The sequence below is a fragment of the Acinetobacter indicus genome, assembly GCF_009914475.1.
Classification (GTDB): domain Bacteria; phylum Pseudomonadota; class Gammaproteobacteria; order Pseudomonadales; family Moraxellaceae; genus Acinetobacter; species Acinetobacter indicus.
In genome coordinates this window covers 855,292-871,189 of the sequence record NZ_CP045198.1, presented here as the reverse complement: position 1 = coordinate 871,189, position 15,898 = coordinate 855,292, and the positions used below count along the sequence as shown (strand labels likewise).

At 46.4% G+C, this 15,898-nt stretch carries 14 protein-coding genes; 9 read left to right on the top strand and 5 right to left on the bottom strand.

Translation table 11 applies throughout. The annotated features are described in order from the left end of the window. Nucleotides 1-98: 98 nt before the first annotated feature. Both GA693_RS04655 and rpiA read right to left on the bottom strand, forming a co-directional pair. Complete coding sequence (locus GA693_RS04655) at nt 99-779, bottom strand: M48 family metallopeptidase (protein WP_160241336.1); 681 nt, start codon at nt 777-779, stop codon at nt 99-101. A 110-nt stretch (nt 780-889) separates the two neighbouring features. After that, the gene (gene rpiA / locus GA693_RS04650; protein ID WP_005177689.1) at nt 890-1,561 is read right to left on the bottom strand and encodes a ribose-5-phosphate isomerase RpiA; all 672 of its coding nucleotides are present in this window, start codon (nt 1,559-1,561) and stop codon (nt 890-892) included. 107 nt (nt 1,562-1,668) lie between these two features. Here rpiA and ilvA point away from each other — a divergent pair, with 107 nt between their 5' ends. The 3 genes from ilvA (at nt 1,669) to GA693_RS04635 (ending at nt 5,379) form a co-directional block, all read left to right on the top strand. Continuing rightward, a complete protein-coding gene (gene ilvA / locus GA693_RS04645; protein ID WP_005177685.1) occupies nt 1,669-3,207 on the top strand; it encodes a threonine ammonia-lyase, biosynthetic in 1,539 nt (512 codons plus the stop codon). 145 nt (nt 3,208-3,352) lie between these two features. Further along, entirely contained in the window at nt 3,353-4,003 is a 651-nt protein-coding gene (locus GA693_RS04640) for a potassium channel family protein (protein ID WP_005177682.1), read from the top strand. Between the two features lie 11 nt (nt 4,004-4,014). Next, nucleotides 4,015-5,379, top strand: a complete 1,365-nt coding sequence (locus GA693_RS04635; protein ID WP_104489433.1) for a TrkH family potassium uptake protein — start codon at nt 4,015-4,017, stop codon at nt 5,377-5,379. Nucleotides 5,380-5,450: 71 nt separating this feature from the next. On the opposite strand, the gene GA693_RS04630 is transcribed toward GA693_RS04635, so the two are convergent. From GA693_RS04630 to GA693_RS04620, 3 genes are all read right to left on the bottom strand, one after another. Next, complete coding sequence (locus GA693_RS04630; RefSeq protein ID WP_160241337.1) at nt 5,451-6,596, bottom strand: phospholipase A; 1,146 nt, start codon at nt 6,594-6,596, stop codon at nt 5,451-5,453. Between the two features lie 21 nt (nt 6,597-6,617). Continuing rightward, nucleotides 6,618-9,557, bottom strand: coding sequence for an insulinase family protein (locus tag GA693_RS04625; protein ID WP_160241338.1), 2,940 nt, complete (start codon nt 9,555-9,557; stop codon nt 6,618-6,620). A gap of 145 nt (nt 9,558-9,702) precedes the next feature. Beyond that, nucleotides 9,703-10,152 carry a GNAT family N-acetyltransferase gene (locus GA693_RS04620; protein WP_005177673.1) on the bottom strand — a complete coding sequence of 150 codons (450 nt, stop codon included), beginning with the start codon at nt 10,150-10,152 and terminating at the stop codon, nt 9,703-9,705. 136 nt (nt 10,153-10,288) lie between these two features. On the opposite strand from GA693_RS04620, the gene GA693_RS04615 reads away from it, so the two are divergent. The 6 genes from GA693_RS04615 (at nt 10,289) to cydB (ending at nt 15,883) form a co-directional block, all read left to right on the top strand. Continuing rightward, the gene (locus GA693_RS04615) at nt 10,289-11,293 is read left to right on the top strand and encodes an adenosine kinase (RefSeq protein ID WP_160241339.1); all 1,005 of its coding nucleotides are present in this window, start codon (nt 10,289-10,291) and stop codon (nt 11,291-11,293) included. A 14-nt stretch (nt 11,294-11,307) separates the two neighbouring features. After that, nucleotides 11,308-11,616 carry a Rieske (2Fe-2S) protein gene (locus GA693_RS04610; RefSeq protein ID WP_171065079.1) on the top strand — a complete coding sequence of 103 codons (309 nt, stop codon included), beginning with the start codon at nt 11,308-11,310 and terminating at the stop codon, nt 11,614-11,616. A 27-nt stretch (nt 11,617-11,643) separates the two neighbouring features. After that, nucleotides 11,644-12,261, top strand: coding sequence for an OB-fold-containig protein (locus GA693_RS04605; protein ID WP_104489428.1), 618 nt, complete (start codon nt 11,644-11,646; stop codon nt 12,259-12,261). Nucleotides 12,262-12,963: 702 nt separating this feature from the next. Continuing rightward, nucleotides 12,964-13,155, top strand: a complete 192-nt coding sequence (gene cydP / locus GA693_RS04600; protein WP_005177663.1) for a cytochrome oxidase putative small subunit CydP — start codon at nt 12,964-12,966, stop codon at nt 13,153-13,155. Beyond that, nucleotides 13,155-14,741: a cytochrome ubiquinol oxidase subunit I gene (locus tag GA693_RS04595; protein WP_005177660.1), complete on the top strand. Its 1,587-nt coding sequence runs from the start codon at nt 13,155-13,157 to the stop codon at nt 14,739-14,741. The genes cydP and GA693_RS04595 overlap by 1 nt, the downstream gene beginning before the upstream one ends. After that, nucleotides 14,738-15,883 carry a cytochrome d ubiquinol oxidase subunit II gene (cydB, locus tag GA693_RS04590; protein WP_160241340.1) on the top strand — a complete coding sequence of 382 codons (1,146 nt, stop codon included), beginning with the start codon at nt 14,738-14,740 and terminating at the stop codon, nt 15,881-15,883. The genes GA693_RS04595 and cydB overlap by 4 nt, the downstream gene beginning before the upstream one ends. Nucleotides 15,884-15,898 lie beyond the last annotated feature (15 nt).

The window sequence follows — 15,898 nt, the reverse complement described above, 5'->3', positions numbered from 1 at the left end:
GTTTTTTGTCTTATGTATCTATTGGATCGACCAGAGTACTGATTTTTCAAGAAAATGAACGAGGAATGGGTGAGTTCAACAAGGATGATCCGGCACCCTCACCCCAACCACCAATACGGCAACTGAAAGCGTTTTAAAAATTGTCGATGCTGCTGAAACTCAGGATCATGCCGCGCCACCTCTGCCCAAAAGCGCGGGCTATGATCAAAATGGCGGGTATGCGCCAACTCATGCACACAGACATAACGACAAATCGCTTCTGGCATTAATACCAGCGCACTATTCAGCATAATATCGTGGCGGGCCGAGCAACTGCCCCAACGGGTTTTCGGCTGGCGGATATTACAGCCGTTAAAGTTCAGCCCAGTATCCAGACTTAACTGTTCTAAATACAGCGGCAAATGCTGCTTGGCATAGGCAATAATAAAAGTTTTTAAATAAGCTTCAGGATGTCGATCACTAATCCACAGCTGTAAAGCCGATTCATCCCAGATAAAATTCTGTTTCTGGCTCTGATAACCAATCTGAATAGGCGTATTGAGATTAAACAGTTGTAATTCAGCAGGCAGGCTCTGATCAACCCGCTGCAACTGGGCCTGTTGCGCTTGCCAGGTTTTTAACAGCCAGCTTTCGGCATCGGCAATAAATTTCTGGATTTGACGATTGCTACAAAAAACAGGCGCCGTGACTTTAATCTGCTGACCATCGACACGTAAACGCAGTCGCGTCGCACGAACATTACGGGTGATTTGAATTTCAGGAAGGTCGGATAATGTCATTATTGTTCTTTTTAGAGAGTCCTCCCCGGCCCTCCGTTAATCAAGGAGGGAGAAAAGCCCCTCTTTTTTAAAGAGGGGCTTGGGGAGATTAACTCTTAAAGCTGTTAAGTTTAAATTGCAGTACGCTCTTCAATACCGTTATTGGTTGCAACAATGGCAATATCAGCTTTGTTTAAAGCAAAAATACCGTTACACACCACACCCGGAATGTCATTGATGGTTTTTTCCAGTTCCAGTGCGTTCAGGATGTTCAGGTTATAAACATCTAAAATCACATTGCCGTTATCGGTTACCACACCTTCACGGTACGCCGGATCACCCCCAAGTGCGACCAGCTTGCGTGCCACGGCAGAACGTGCCATTGGAATTACTTCAACCGGTAGCGGGAATTCACGGCCCAACTGTTCAACCCATTTTGAATCATCAACGATACAAACAAATTTTTTCGCAATCGACGCGACAATTTTTTCACGGGTTAACGCCGCACCGCCACCTTTAATCATGTGCATATGACGGTCAATTTCATCTGCACCATCGACATAGGCATCTAAACCGCCCACGCTGTTCATATCCACGACCTCAATGCCCAGCTTTTTCAGGCGCTCTGCCGTTGCTTCAGAACTGGCCACAGCCGCTTCCAGTTGCAATTCTGGCAATAAATCGATGAGGAAATTGACGGTACTGCCTGTGCCTACACCCAGAATCCCGCCTTTAGGCAAATGTTTTAAGGCTGCTTTTGCCGCAGCTTGTTTCTTCTCATCTTGGGTTGCATACAGACTCATGACTTCGCTCAACTATTTTTTGACATTTGATGCTGATTTTACAGCCCAAATGTACAGGGGTTTGTTACAATAAACCCCTATTTTAAACTGTTAGATGGAAGATTAACATGCTGTCTCGTTTGGTTCGACAAATTTTACAAGCAACAGTCTACGATGTTGCAATCGAAACCCCACTCGAAGCAGCGCCACGAATTAGTGAACGACTGAATAACAACATCCGCTTCAAGCGGGAAGATTTACAACCGGTCTTTTCTTTCAAACTACGCGGTGCCTATAACCGTATTAGCCAACTACCTAAAGCGCAGTTAGAACGTGGCGTGATCACAGCTTCAGCCGGCAACCATGCTCAAGGCGTGGCTCTTTCAGGAAAAAAACTGGGGATTCGTGCCATTATCGTGATGCCTAAAACCACGCCAGATATTAAAGTACAGGCGGTAAAACGTTTAGGTGGCGAAGTAGTACTACACGGCGATTCGTTTGATGTAGCCAACAAATATGCCATTCAGCGTGCCCAGGATGATGGCATGACCTTCATTCCACCTTATGATGATGAACTAGTGATGGCCGGCCAAGGCACCATCGCCAATGAAATTTTACGTCAATGGCGCGATGTCGATTATGTCTTTGTTGCCGTAGGTGGCGGTGGCCTGATTGCCGGTGTAGCAGCGTACTTGGGTGATGTCGCTCCGCATGTCAAAGTCATTCCAGTGGAATATGATGAATCAGCCTGTCTGAAAGCAGCCTTAGAAGCTGGTGAACGTATTGTTCTGCCTTCGGTCGGTCTATTTGCCGATGGGACCGCCGTGGCACAGATTGGTGAAAAACCCTTTGATGTGATTCGTCTGCAAAAATCAGATAACTCTGGCCCGATTGTCGAACCGGATGTGGTGCTGGTGAATACCGATGAAATCTGCGCTGCAATTAAAGATACTTTTGATGAAAACCGCAGCATTGTAGAACCATCAGGTGCTATGGCGCTGGCCGGCATCAAAAAATATGTCGAGCAGCATGAGCTGATTGGTAAAAATATCGTGTCGATTGTTTGCGGCGCGAACATGAACTTTGACCGCCTGCGTTATATCGCCGAGCGTACTGAACTGGGCGAACGCAAAGAAGCGATTTTTGCAGTCACCATTCCAGAGCAGAAAGGTTCCTTCCTGAACTTCTGCCGCGCCCTGCAAGGCCGTAATATTACCGAGTTTAACTATCGTGCCAGTGATGCATCGGCCGCACAGGTCTTTGTCGGCATTAGCTTGAAAGGCGGTGAAAAAGAACGTCATGACATCTTTGAAGCCTTGAAAGTGCAATATGATGTTGATGATCTGTCTGATGATGAAGTGGCTAAGCTGCACATCCGCTATTTAATTGGCGGTCATGCCGATATTGAAAATGAACGTCTGTTCCGGGTGGAATTTCCGGAGCGTCCAGGCGCCCTGCTGACCTTCCTGGAGCGTTTAGGCCCGACCCATAACATCACCCTGTTCCATTACCGTAACCACGGCGCCGCCGAAGGCCGTGTGCTGGTTGGTCTGGAAGCCAGCGATGCCAAACAGAACCCGGACGGGCTGATTGAAACCCTGGAAAGCATTAGCTATCCATATGCGGAAATTAGCAATAACTTAGGTTATCAGCGCTTCCTGAAATAAAATCCAGTTTAAAAAACCGCCATTTGCTGGCGGTTTTTTTATTGGTTTACACAAACACCCTAAGAAAAATGATGTAAATATCCACCTGATCTTTAAAATAAATTTATATTCACGCTAACCATAAAAATGTAATTAGGAACACACTATGGCGCAATTTGCAGTCATTGGCTTAGGCAGTTTTGGTGCCACCGTTGCCACGCAACTGGTCAGCCTGAAACATGATGTGATTGGCATCGATATTAATAAAAAATATGTGGAAAATATTGCCGAGGAAATTACCCACGCCGTGATTGCCGATGCTACCGACGAACACGTGCTACAGGAGCTGAATATTCAGAACTGTGATGCGGTGGTGGTGGCCATTGGTGAAGATATTGAAGCCAGTATTTTATGTGTGCTGCATCTGAAAAATATGGGGCTGGAAAAAATTTATGTCAAAGCCAAGTCCAAAGCCCACCACATGATTCTGACCCATCTGCAGGTCAGCAAAATTATTCATCCGGAAGAAGATATGGGTGTCCGCATTGCCCAGTCACTGAGTTATCCGATGGTCAGCCGCTATATGGCACTGGAAGATGATCACTTTATTGTCAAAGTGGAAGTCACTGAAGCCTTAAACGGTACGCGCTATCATGAGTTTATCGGTCATGCGCCAGAAGTGAAAACCCTGCTGCATAAACGCGGCAGCGAGATTCAGTTCAGCCTCGATCCGCAGTTAATTATGCAGCAAGGCGATATTCTGGTGCTTGAAGGCCAGGTTGAACAGCTGAAACGCTTATCCAAGCATTTTAAATAGCCATGAACCACATGACGAAGAATAAGACTGCCTATAAAAATACGGCGAAGCCCAGCACAGCAACCACGGTCAATTTAAGCCCGCCGAGTCTGCTCGCACTGGGATTTTTAAGCTTTATTGTGATTGGGACCTTGCTACTTAAACTGCCCTTTGCCCATGAGGGGGACCTGAGCTGGTTACAGGCTTTATTTACTGCCACCTCTGCGGTGACCATTACCGGCTTGTCGGTGGTCAATGTCGGCGAGGCCTATACCGTATTTGGCCAGATTGTGATTATGCTGTTGCTGCAATGTGGCGGGCTGGGCTTTATGACGTTCGCAATTCTGGCCGCCATGAGCCTGTCACCGAAAATTGGCTTAAAACAGCAGATGATGGCCCAGGAAACCATTGGTCAGACCAGTCTGGCGACGGTGGGCTTTACCATTAAAGGCGTATTACTCTATTCACTGTTTTTTGAAGGCATCGGCACCTTTATTCTGACCCTGGCCTGGCTGCAGGATTATGATTTTCTGGAAGCCTTTTTCTATGCCGCCTTTTACAGTGTCTCGGCTTTCAATAATGGCGGATTTTCATTATTTCCCAACAGTTTAATGAGCTTTGCCGACCAGTACCTGATTACCTTTACCATCAGCATGCTTTACATTATTGGCGGTGTGGGCTTTGTGGTGCTGATGGACATTAAAAAAACCCGGCGCTGGCATAAACTCAGCGCCAACAGCAAGCTGATCCTTTCCACTATTCTGGGTTTAAACCTGTTTGCTTTTATCACCATCTGGCTGCTCGAAGCCAGCAATCCTGCGACGCTGGCCGCCATGAGCCTGACCGATCAGGCCTGGAATGCCTGGTTCCATGCTACCGTACCCCGTTCTTCCGGCTTTAACAGTCTGGATATTGCCAGCATGAGTGATGCTTCCAATTTACTGACCATGTTCCTAATGTTTATTGGCGGAGGCTCTTTAAGTACCGCCGGTGGCATTAAAGTCGGCACCTTTATTATTGTGGTATTAAGCGTGATCAGCTTTTTACGACGCGCCGATGAAGTGCGGGTGTTTCATTATTCGGTACCGGAAAAAACCACCTTTAAAGCCTTGGCTGTGGTGTCAATTACTGCATTTTTAGTCTTTGCCGGGATTTTCAGCCTGTTGCTGCTGGAACCTGAACATGAGTTTATGGACTTGCTGTTTGAGGCGGTTTCTGCGGCCTGTACCGTGGGTTTATCTCGCGGGATTACCGGGGAATTACAACCCTTAAGTCTGGTGGCCTTAATGCTGCTGATGTTTGCCGGCCGTTTAGGCCCACTGACCTTAGCCTATTTAATTGCCACGCCTAAACGCAGCCGCCTGCAACATCCCACCACCGATATTCAGATTGGTTGATGCGCGAGTTCCGTTATCAACTGAAATTAAAAAAGCCACTGTCTACAGTGGCTTTTTGCGGGTGCATGCATTTAGAACCAGTTCATTAACGATACACCTAGGCCGACATAGGTCGCGCGGTGGTTATAATCAATCAGGCTTTCTCCATAGCCATCAAACAGCTGGAAATGCCCTCTTAATTTGCCGCTAATCGGGAATACCCAGTCAAACTGGGCAGCGCCATGCGCATCATCTCCACCTTTTAGGCTATGCCGTAACATCAGCGAGAAATCATGATCTTTCCAGCGGTAGAATGCCAGCATATCGCCACGGCCAATATAGTTTTTAATATCCGGGTTGTTGTCATCACTGCGGTCTTCTTCAATGCGATACCACGGACGCAACATCAGCGCAAAATTGTTCTTTTCAAAGCCCAGATTCAAAATGACCCGGTTCCAGCTCCGTGACAGCGGATCGGAACGGCCATTGGACTGATGGTTCAAGGTCAGGCCTAACAAGCGCCCATTCAAGCCCAGAATCTCATAATTAGTTCTGAACATTAAACTGGCTTCAGGTTCATAATTGGTTTCACGAAACGGACGTGATTCTTCACCATTATAAACCTGCCAGCGTGAGGACTGGGTATAACCGAGCCAGAGATCGCCATTATCGCCCAACAGGTTTTCAACCGCTTTGGTTTTTAGTGACAACTGAAATTTGGCTTCGGTTGATGTCAGGTTCTGCTGCTGTGCTTCAGTAACGGTATTGTTTTCATTGGGACTGGATGGACGTTCGTTTTTATCGGAGGTCCAGAAGCCCGGCATCAGATACACCGGTTGATAAGCCCGGATATTCCAGGTGCCCAGCTTGCTTTCGGGTGCAAGTTCCCAGCGTTTATCCAGTAACGACACATTCGGATCAATATGTGAGCCTTCCAGCGAAAACAGGTTGTTCACCCCGGCCACAATTTTTTCTTTAACGGTTTCTGGTGGAGGGGCCAATTGCTGCGCCGCCTGACGCTCGGAAACCAGATCAGCCTTTTCTGCTTCCGGCAACTTGAATAAAGCATCATAACAGGCTAAACGCTCGCCATTGGACTCCAGCGCCACACAGGCCTCCGGTGTCGGCGGAATGGTGACCACCGTTGCTTCCAGCGCCTGTACATGTGTCACAAACAAAGCGCTGAGTGCAGTAACACTCAGCGACCAGCTTGTGCGCTCAACAGGATTGAACGCCATAGAACTTCCTCTATTGTTTTTTTAATTGACTTGTTTGATCTGGAAACCCAGCTCCTGCAGCGCTTCACGTTTCGCCACCGGTGCCACCACCGATTTCACCGGGGTTTGCTGACGTAAATAAACGTCGGCCACACGTTTCAGATCATCTAAAGTAACCGCCAGTAAACGCTCACGCAGTTTGGTTCTAAAGGCCGGGGTGCGCGCATGCAGTAAGGCATAACATGCGGTAATTGCTTCACCGGCTGGAGAGCCTGGTTTATCCATGCTGGCAATCAAACCTAGAATGGCTTCTTCCAGCTGATGCGGTAACTGCTCGGTATTCAGCAACCAGTCCACACTGGCGTCAAAATCCTTAAAGGTTTCAGCCAGACGCGGGTCACGGTAGCTATAGAAACGGAACGAGCAGGCATTGCCATCATAGCTGGCACCGCCACCATAGGCGCCGCCTTTTTCACGGATGGCACTGTGCAGGAAGCCATTGCGCAAATACGCCGCCAAGACCATCAATGGTGCTGCATCTGGATGCGATACTTCCACCGCAGGATACGCTGCCGCACAGAACTGTACATTGGCCTGAATCAGCCAGGCTTCATCTGCATTGTTATTTTCAACAGGCACTTGAGTTAAAGCTGCCTCGTGCGGTTCAATTGCCAGCTTGTCCCACACGGTCTGGATTTCTTCAATCAAACGGTCTGATTGTGGCTCTTCACAGACCAGCAGGAACTGTTTTGGCGCTTGCAGCAACATACTGTGAATCAGCTTAAGCTCATCCATCAGCGCATCAAAAGCAGCATCATCCTGTTCAATTTTGCTGACCAGCTCGCTTAACCAGTTCAATGCACCCAGACCAGTATTGTGATAGTCACGCAGCGCTAAAGCACTGTGGTTACGTGAAGCGGCCTGCATGGCATAGCTATGTCCTGCACCCGATACCCGTGACTGCCAGCGCGTTTTACGTTGCTGTAATAGCTCGATAATCCGGTCTTTTTCATCAAAACGCAGTTGCTCAAAGGCAATTTTTAGCAGGCGGATGGCATCAAAATTATTCACCAGTGATTTGGTGGTTAAGGTCAGCCAGGCACTAATCCGGTTTTTGTCATCGACCTTAGAGCGTAAGGATGCCCCCATACCCAGACCGCCACTCACTGCAGTTTGCAGCTGTTGCAGTTCCAGATAATCATATTCACCGGCACCGACTTCACCCATTAAAATCGACAGCAGATTAAAATAAGGCGATTTCACGATCTCATCGGGAATACGCACCAAGACCTGCTGGTAATAAATACCGTTGGTACCGGCATGATACAGGTTTAATGGTGTATCAATGCGGTTGCAGATAATCTCACGTAGCTGCCCCTGTACAATTTGCAATTCTGCCGGCACATCTTCGAGGCCGACTTTTGGCAGCAGGTTTAAATCATCCGGGGTATCCTGACGCACTTTTAGCGCTTCGGTCTGGGCGATAATTTCTGCTTTTTGTGCTTCGGTCAGCTGCGCACCAATTTCAGCCAGACGGGCTTTTTCAGCTTCGGCATCTTTGGCTGATTTGCTGGCATCTGGGACCAGGGTCATTTGGACGCGATGCGGATTATCAATCAAGTGCTGCTGAATCAACTGAGACAGCCACATTGGATCTTTCAGTTCTTCTTTAACCTGTTCAATGGCACTGTCAACATCCCAGACATGCACCGGATCACTATGGTGAATCGCGCTGCTCAAGCCGTTTAGAATCAGGCTTAAACCGTATGGCATACCATCGCCGTTAATTTCACGCTGATGCAGCTCGATCTGGTGTAAAATGGCATTGACGGTATCGCTGTCGACCGGTTTAGACGCCACTTCTTGCAGTACCTTGAAGACGCCCTCTTTAAAGGTTACTGCATGCTCAGGATTAGAACCTTGAATGGCACAGAAGAAAGTCATTTCAAAGTTGGAATCATCCACGCCCATAAATGGCCCGGTTGATTGCGCATAACCACAGGTTTCTAAATAATGACGCAGTGGTGAAGCCGAGTTTTCCAGTAACACACCTTCGACCAGACGCATGCCCAAACGCAGTTTAATATCACTGGCTTCTGGCAATAACCAGCTTAGAACATGGTAAGTTTTGTCTTTTAAATCTTCAGCATCGACCGCATAGCTTTCAGTTACGGTCACTGGCGCAGCCAAACGGCGCTCAGGTTTTGAATACAGGGTTTCGCCCTGTTCAAACTTGGCTAAAGCCAAGCTCTGGAACTGTTCTTGCAAGTCATACGCTGACTGATTACCAAAAGTCATAAATACCGCATTACTTGGGTGATAATGGGATTTATAGAAATCCACTAACTCTTGGTAAGTTAAGTCTGGAATATCTTTCGGGTCACCACCGGAATTGTAATGGTAGGTGGTTTCCGGGAACAAATGATGTGCCAACTGGTGATACAGCTGATCTGAAGGCGAACTCATCGCGCCTTTCATTTCATTAAAGACCACGCCTTTATATACAGGCTCACCATTTTCCAGCTCGATACGAATCCCTTCCTGGGCAAAATCCAGTGGATTCAGGTTGGCTGCAAAGGCTGCATCCAGATACACCTCCAGCAGGTTCTGGAAATCTTTCTGGTTTTGGGTGGCAAATGGATACGCTGTCCAGTCAGCTGCAGTAAAGGCGTTCATAAAGGTGTTTAATGAACGGCGAATCATCAGGAAAAACGGGTCACGTACCGGGAATTTTTCAGAGCCACACAGTGCAGTATGTTCCAGAATATGCGCTTCGCCCTTGGAATCCATAGGCTGGGTACGAAATGCCACCAGAAATACATTTTCATCATGATTGGTGGCCAAATGATAATGTACCGCACCGGTAACCCGATGCTTATATTCAGACACTAAAATGTCTAAGGCTTCAACATGGTGTTGACGTACCAACTGAAACGCAGGATGAACGGTTTGAGAAATGGTTTCAGTGACATCTACAGTCATGCGATCTCCTAATCATCAAAATAAAAAAACTAAAGCCATTATAGCTTTAGTTCTTGATATAATTCACGCTTAAATCCCGACTAAAATTATAGAAATTTGCAAACCAGGCAATTTTCAAACCCCAGTCCGAAGCTCATGCTGCCGTTTAAACCAGATATTTAAAATAATTATAATTGGGATGGTTTTCGACATAGACATAATTCTGCTTCTGGTAAAAATGCGCCGCAGATTTGGTTTCGGTATCCAGACACAAGGCCGAAAAATGAGGACGTGCCTTTTTCTCTAAGTATTGCAATAACAGCTTGCCTACGCCGTGTTTACGATATTCAGGCAATACATAGAAACGGCGCACCCGGCCAATTCCCTGTTCCACTTCCTGATCATTCCACTGCTGGTTCAGGCCGCCACAGGCGATCAGCTTGTCCTGATCATAAGCAAAAAGTAAAAACTCCCCAGGCTGATCGAAACGATTCTTGGCACTCTGATACTCATCAATTAAACGCTGTACAAAAGCAAAACCCTCTTTTGATGCCTGTTTTTCAAGCTCTACAATTTGCTCTGGTAATCCTTGCGCTTCTTTTATCTCGATATTCATTTCACTATCCTGATCTGCTTTACTAACTTTCCTCAATGAATAAAACCGTCTAAAAAATGAATTTTATTCACAAATCTACAGCAATCCTGAGCATTGGTGTAAACTTAGCATTTATTTTTTGATGTGATTGAACGACATGGCAACTGTTGACCTCTTTGCAATTGGTAATGCACTCATTGACCAGGAATTTCAAGTCTCTGATGACTTCCTTACTCAACAAAATTTGCAAAAAGGCACCATGCAGCTGACCGATGGCGAAACCCAAGCAAATTTATACAACAACTTACAGCAAACGCAAAGCTATAAAGGTCAAGCTTCAGGCGGTTCGGCTGCAAATACAACAGTTGCCTTTAGCGCATTGGGCGGTTCTGCCTTTTATGCCTGCCGCGTGGGCAATGATAACTTGGGTGAAATTTACCTGAACGGCCTGAATGATGCGGGCATTCGCACCACCACAAAATCGGTCAGTGAAGGCGTAACCGGAACCTGTATGGTATTAGTCAGCCCGGATTCTGAACGTACCATGCATACCTATTTAGGTATTACCGCAGAACTCACCGATGCGCAAATTGACTTTGAACCCTTAAAAACCGCGAAATGGCTGTATATCGAAGGTTATTTATCGACTTCGGACAGCGCACGTCAGGCGGTAAAACAGGCGCGCGAAATTGCCAAAGCTCACCAGACCCAAATTGCCTTAACCTTATCTGACCCGGCAATGGTGCAATATGCGCGTCAAGGTTTAGATGAATTACTCGATGATGGCGTGGACCTGCTGTTCTGTAACCAGCAGGAGGCCATGATGTATACCGGCACCGAAACGGCAGAAGCCGCTTTGGAACAGCTGAAGCAAAAAAGCAAATACGTTGTCATTACAATGAGCGCACAAGGCGCAATGATTTTTGATGGTCAACATACCTTTAGCGTTGCAGGCCGTCAGGTGCATGCCATTGATGCCAATGGTGCGGGTGATGCCTTTGCCGGTGCATTCCTGTATGCCTTGAATGCCAACCTTGGCTTTAAAGCCGCTGCCGAGCTGGCCATTTTAATTTCCAGTGAAGTGGTGTCACAATTTGGTCCACGTCTAGAGGTTGAACAGTACGCAACCCTTCTTCAGAGCTATAACAAGGAATGTGCCTAATGCATAAAATCTGCATGACCGAAGATATCCCTGAACGCGAAGCACGCTCGTTCGAGCTTCCAGATGGCGATACCATTTTTATTACCCAACGCGATGGCATGTTCTATGCCTATCAGAACCTGTGCCCGCATTTGCAGGTCGAGCTTGAATTTCTGGAAAACCAGTTTTTAGACCGGGATCAGGAATTTATTGAATGTTCGACCCACGGTGCGCTGTTTGTGGTTGAAACCGGGGAATGTATTTCTGGCCCATGCCAAGGTCAAGCACTTGAAAAAGTAGAGATTACCGTGCATTCTGATGGCGGAATTTACTTAACAGAATAATTTTAAGCCCCATCTGCAGGTTACGCCATGCTTGAGTTTGTATTAGACATCGACTTAATTCCTTTTCATTTAAGTCTGATTGCGCTTGTCTTGCTCAGCCTGGCGGAAATTGTGGGGCATTATTTTAATCTCAAGCCCAGCGCGATATTCAAGCAGCTCTTTCCGCAGCGGCTGCTAGACTCTCCCTTACTCAATGTCAAATTCTCCAAACTGCTAATTTTCGTGTTTCTGCTCCTGAATTTTAGTGTTGCAGGCTATTTCCTGCAGTTTGCGCTCTATTCGCAGCAGCAAAGTTTTGTTCCATCGTACTATCTGATTTTACCGGCGCTTATCATTGCCCTGTTTTTTACCGTGTTTATGATTCACTGTCTGGATCAGGTGATTAAACCGCAAAAAACCATTCAGCATGTCAATTTGCTGGGCCGACTGGCCACCATTTCCAGTGGCAATGCCCGTCCCGGTTTTTCGGCTCAGGCCCGGGTTCGTGATGAATACGGCCAGCTGCATTACGTGCAGGTCGAACCGGAATTTGGTGAACTAGAATTTCAGGCGCAAGTGATTTTAATCCGGCAAAAAAAATCCTATTACATTGCCAAGAAAATTTCCGCCTCGAACAATCTGTTCTATGGCGAAAGTAGCAGCTGATTTAAGCTCGCTCATCTTTCAGCCACGAGTCAGATACACATCCTTACTTTGTCCAAGATAAAGCTACAACGCCATGTATCTCGCAGCTTTCCCTTCTTCCTTGCCGTGTACGTTCGTTCTTTCCGTTTAAGCTGCTCGATTCACTTTCTCTTGGCCTCAAGATCAGCTGTTCTGCACATTATGACCATCGCTGTGGTTGTTCGTTGTGATTGTTCACTCTGCCCTCCACGTTGAAGACTAAAAAAGAAATTTTCCGTGTCGCTGCTTATTGCACTTTTATCGCACTTCATTGTGCATATTTGCTACAAATTGCTTCATTTTGGTGCTTGATTGTTTTCCACGCAAATGCTTACACCTCAAGCCTTACAGCCATTTTTTGACACCCAACTATTGAATAAAAGTTAAAAATTAAAAGCTGGAATTTTTAATAAAATCGTCAAAATTTTCAAATATAACTATTTTAGTCAGAATTAAATTTTAATTCGCACCATTTTAGTCAGAATAATAATTACTATAAATACAAGCATTTTAGTCAGGTTTTTAACTGGAATTTTTTTGATTAAAAATTAAAAAAACTTTTTATAAGTTATTGTATTTTAATACATAAACAATATATTTTTATTTTAACTGTGCAGGCTATTTATTTTTTGTATTATTTTGTTTAATAATATAAGACACAGTTTAAAAAACAGGCTTGTTTCTATGAGCTTAGTCCCGAAAGATTTGAACCGTCGCGTAACCCGAGAAATAGCAGCCATTTTAATAATTAAGGTTGTTATTTTAATGGCGATTAAAAATATCTGGTTCGATGCCCCTACCATTCCTGAAAATTTTGACTCTCAAGTTGCTGAGCGTATTGCCAGCAATCCTTCCCAAATCAAGGAGACACGTTGATGATTTCTGAAAGCGTGGTCGATCTCTCGCGGTTCCAGTTCGCAATGACCGCGATGTATCATTTTATTTTTGTTCCACTGACACTTGGTCTTGCTTTTATTCTGGCCATTATGGAAACCACCTATGTGATTTCCGGCAAAGAAATTTATAAGGACATGACCAAATTCTGGGGAAAACTGTTCGGTATTAACTTTGCTTTAGGGGTAACTACCGGCCTGACCATGGAGTTCCAATTCGGTACAAACTGGGCGTATTACTCGCACTACGTGGGTGATATTTTTGGTGCTCCGCTGGCCATTGAAGGCTTGATGGCTTTCTTCCTTGAATCGACCTTTATTGGTCTGTTCTTCTTCGGCTGGGATCGTCTGTCCAAGGTACAACACTTGTGTGTAACCTGGCTGGTGGCCTTGGGCTCAAACATGTCGGCGCTGTGGATTCTGGTGGCTAACGGCTGGATGCAAAACCCGGTTGGTTCTGCGTTTAACTATGAAACCATGCGTATGGAAATGATTGATTTCGGTGCGCTGATTTTCAACCCGGTGGCACAGGTTAAATTCGTCCATACTGTTTCTGCCGGTTATGTTACAGGTGCGATTTTCGTTCTGGCGATTTCGAGCTACTACCTGCTGAAAAAACGTGACCTGCCATTTGCGCGTCGTTCTTTCGCGATTGCGGCTATCTTCGGTCTGGCATCTACCCTGTCTGTAATCTTACTAGGTGATGAGTCTGGTTATGAACTGGGCGATGTCCAAAAAACCAAACTGGCTGCGATTGAAGCAGAATGGGAAACTCACCCGGCACCGGCTGCATTTACCCTGTTTGGTATTCCAAATCAGGAAACTCAGACTACCGATTATGCGATTAAAATTCCGTATGTGATGGGTCTGATTGCCACACGTTCAACCACTGAAGAAGTGACCGGGATCAAAGACCTGATTGCCCAGCATGAAGTGCGTATCCGTAACGGTATGGTGGCTTATCAGCAACTTGAACAACTGCGTGCAGGTGACACCTCACCAGAACTCAAAGCGGCATTTGATGAATCTCAAAAAGACCTGGGTTATGGCCTGTTACTGAAAAAATATACACCTAACGTGGTAGATGCGACTGATGAGCAAATCAAACTTGCTGCAGCAGACACTATTCCACACGTTCCAAGCTTGTTCTGGGCCTTCCGTGCCATGGTGGCTTCTGGCTTCTTAATGCTACTCCTGTTCGTTCTGGCAACACTGGCTGTAGCAAAACGTAATGCAGAAAACAAACCTTGGTTATTAAAATTCGCCCTGATTGCCCTACCATTGCCATGGATTGCTGCGCAAACTGGCTGGTATGTGGCTGAAGTAGGTCGTCAACCTTGGACTATTGGTGAAGTTCTACCAACATATCTCTCTGCATCTAGCTTAAGTACTGGCGATGTATGGGGTTCAATCATTGCATTAGCATCGTTCTATACCGTACTGCTGATCATTGAAATGTACCTGATGATTAAATTCTCTCGTCTTGGTCCAAGCTCGTTACATACCGGCAAATACCATTTCGAAAAATTGGAAGCTGCCAAAAAAGCATCTGAGGAGACTCAAGCATGATCGAATATGAATTACTCAAAATCATCTGGTGGGTACTGGTGGGCGTACTGCTCATCGGTTTCGCCCTCACCGATGGTTTCGATATGGGCTCTATGGCGATCATGCCATTCGTTGGAAAAAATGATGAAGAACGTCGTGCGGCAATCAATACGATTGCCCCACACTGGGACGGTAACCAGGTCTGGTTCATTACTGCTGGTGGTGCACTATTTGCTGCATGGCCAATGGTGTATGCAACTGCCTTCTCGGGCATGTACTGGGCGCTGCTTTTAGTCCTGTTTGCGCTATTCCTGCGTCCGGTCGGCTTTGACTACCGCTCCAAGCTGGAAAACACTAAATGGCGTACTGCCTGGGACTGGGGTCTATGTATCGGTGGTGCAGTACCTGCGCTGGTATTTGGCGTAGCGTTCGGTAACATGTTCTTGGGTGTACCTTTTGAACTGGATGAGACTGTACGATCCAACTACACCGGCAGCTTCTTTGCCCTGCTTAACCCGTTTGCTTTGGTCTGCGGTATCGTGAGTCTGGCCATGCTGTGTGCGCATGGTGGTGCATGGTTAATGTTACGTACCGATGGTGCTTTACGCGAGCGTTCTGCTAAAGCCACCAAAATCAGCGGTATCGTGTTCCTGGTCTGCTTCCTGCTGGCAGGTGCATGGTTATACTTCGGTGGCATCCAAGGTTATACCCTGGTTACACCATATGACACCGGTAGCGTTGCAAACCCGTTAGCCAAAGAAGTGATGACCAATGCCAACCCGGGCTGGATGAACAACTACTCGGCTTACCCGATCACCATGATTGCGCCAATTATGGGTATTCTAGGCGGTATCATTGTGATTCTGGCAGCCTCTAAAGGTAAAGCAGGTTTAAGCTTCACTGGTTCTGCACTGGCAGTAACAGGTGCGATTCTGACTGCAGGTTTTGCCCTGTTCCCATTCCTGATGCCATCGAGCATAGATCCTGTATCTAGCTTAACCATGTGGGATGCGGTATCTAGTCAAAATACCTTAACGGTAATGACCGTTGCAGCCTGTATCTTTGTGCCAATCATTTTGCTGTACACCACTTGGTGTTACTACAAGATGTGGGGCGTGATTACCAACAAACACATCAAAGAGAATTCGCATAGCCTGTACTAAGGCTATGCTCTAAAG

Coding starts and splice junctions, on each gene's coding strand:
- GA693_RS04625 (WP_160241338.1), bottom strand. CDS start 9,557: ATGACTGTAGATGTCACTGAAACCATTTCTCAAACCGTTCATCCTGCG.
- ilvA (WP_005177685.1), top strand. CDS start 1,669: ATGCTGTCTCGTTTGGTTCGACAAATTTTACAAGCAACAGTCTACGAT.
- cydB (WP_160241340.1), top strand. CDS start 14,738: ATGATCGAATATGAATTACTCAAAATCATCTGGTGGGTACTGGTGGGC.
- GA693_RS04635 (WP_104489433.1), top strand. CDS start 4,015: ATGACGAAGAATAAGACTGCCTATAAAAATACGGCGAAGCCCAGCACA.
- GA693_RS04610 (WP_171065079.1), top strand. CDS start 11,308: ATGACCGAAGATATCCCTGAACGCGAAGCACGCTCGTTCGAGCTTCCA.
- GA693_RS04605 (WP_104489428.1), top strand. CDS start 11,644: ATGCTTGAGTTTGTATTAGACATCGACTTAATTCCTTTTCATTTAAGT.
- GA693_RS04640 (WP_005177682.1), top strand. CDS start 3,353: ATGGCGCAATTTGCAGTCATTGGCTTAGGCAGTTTTGGTGCCACCGTT.
- rpiA (WP_005177689.1), bottom strand. CDS start 1,561: ATGAGTCTGTATGCAACCCAAGATGAGAAGAAACAAGCTGCGGCAAAA.
- GA693_RS04615 (WP_160241339.1), top strand. CDS start 10,289: ATGGCAACTGTTGACCTCTTTGCAATTGGTAATGCACTCATTGACCAG.
- cydP (WP_005177663.1), top strand. CDS start 12,964: ATGAGCTTAGTCCCGAAAGATTTGAACCGTCGCGTAACCCGAGAAATA.
- GA693_RS04595 (WP_005177660.1), top strand. CDS start 13,155: ATGATTTCTGAAAGCGTGGTCGATCTCTCGCGGTTCCAGTTCGCAATG.
- GA693_RS04630 (WP_160241337.1), bottom strand. CDS start 6,596: ATGGCGTTCAATCCTGTTGAGCGCACAAGCTGGTCGCTGAGTGTTACT.
- GA693_RS04620 (WP_005177673.1), bottom strand. CDS start 10,152: ATGAATATCGAGATAAAAGAAGCGCAAGGATTACCAGAGCAAATTGTA.
- GA693_RS04655 (WP_160241336.1), bottom strand. CDS start 779: ATGACATTATCCGACCTTCCTGAAATTCAAATCACCCGTAATGTTCGT.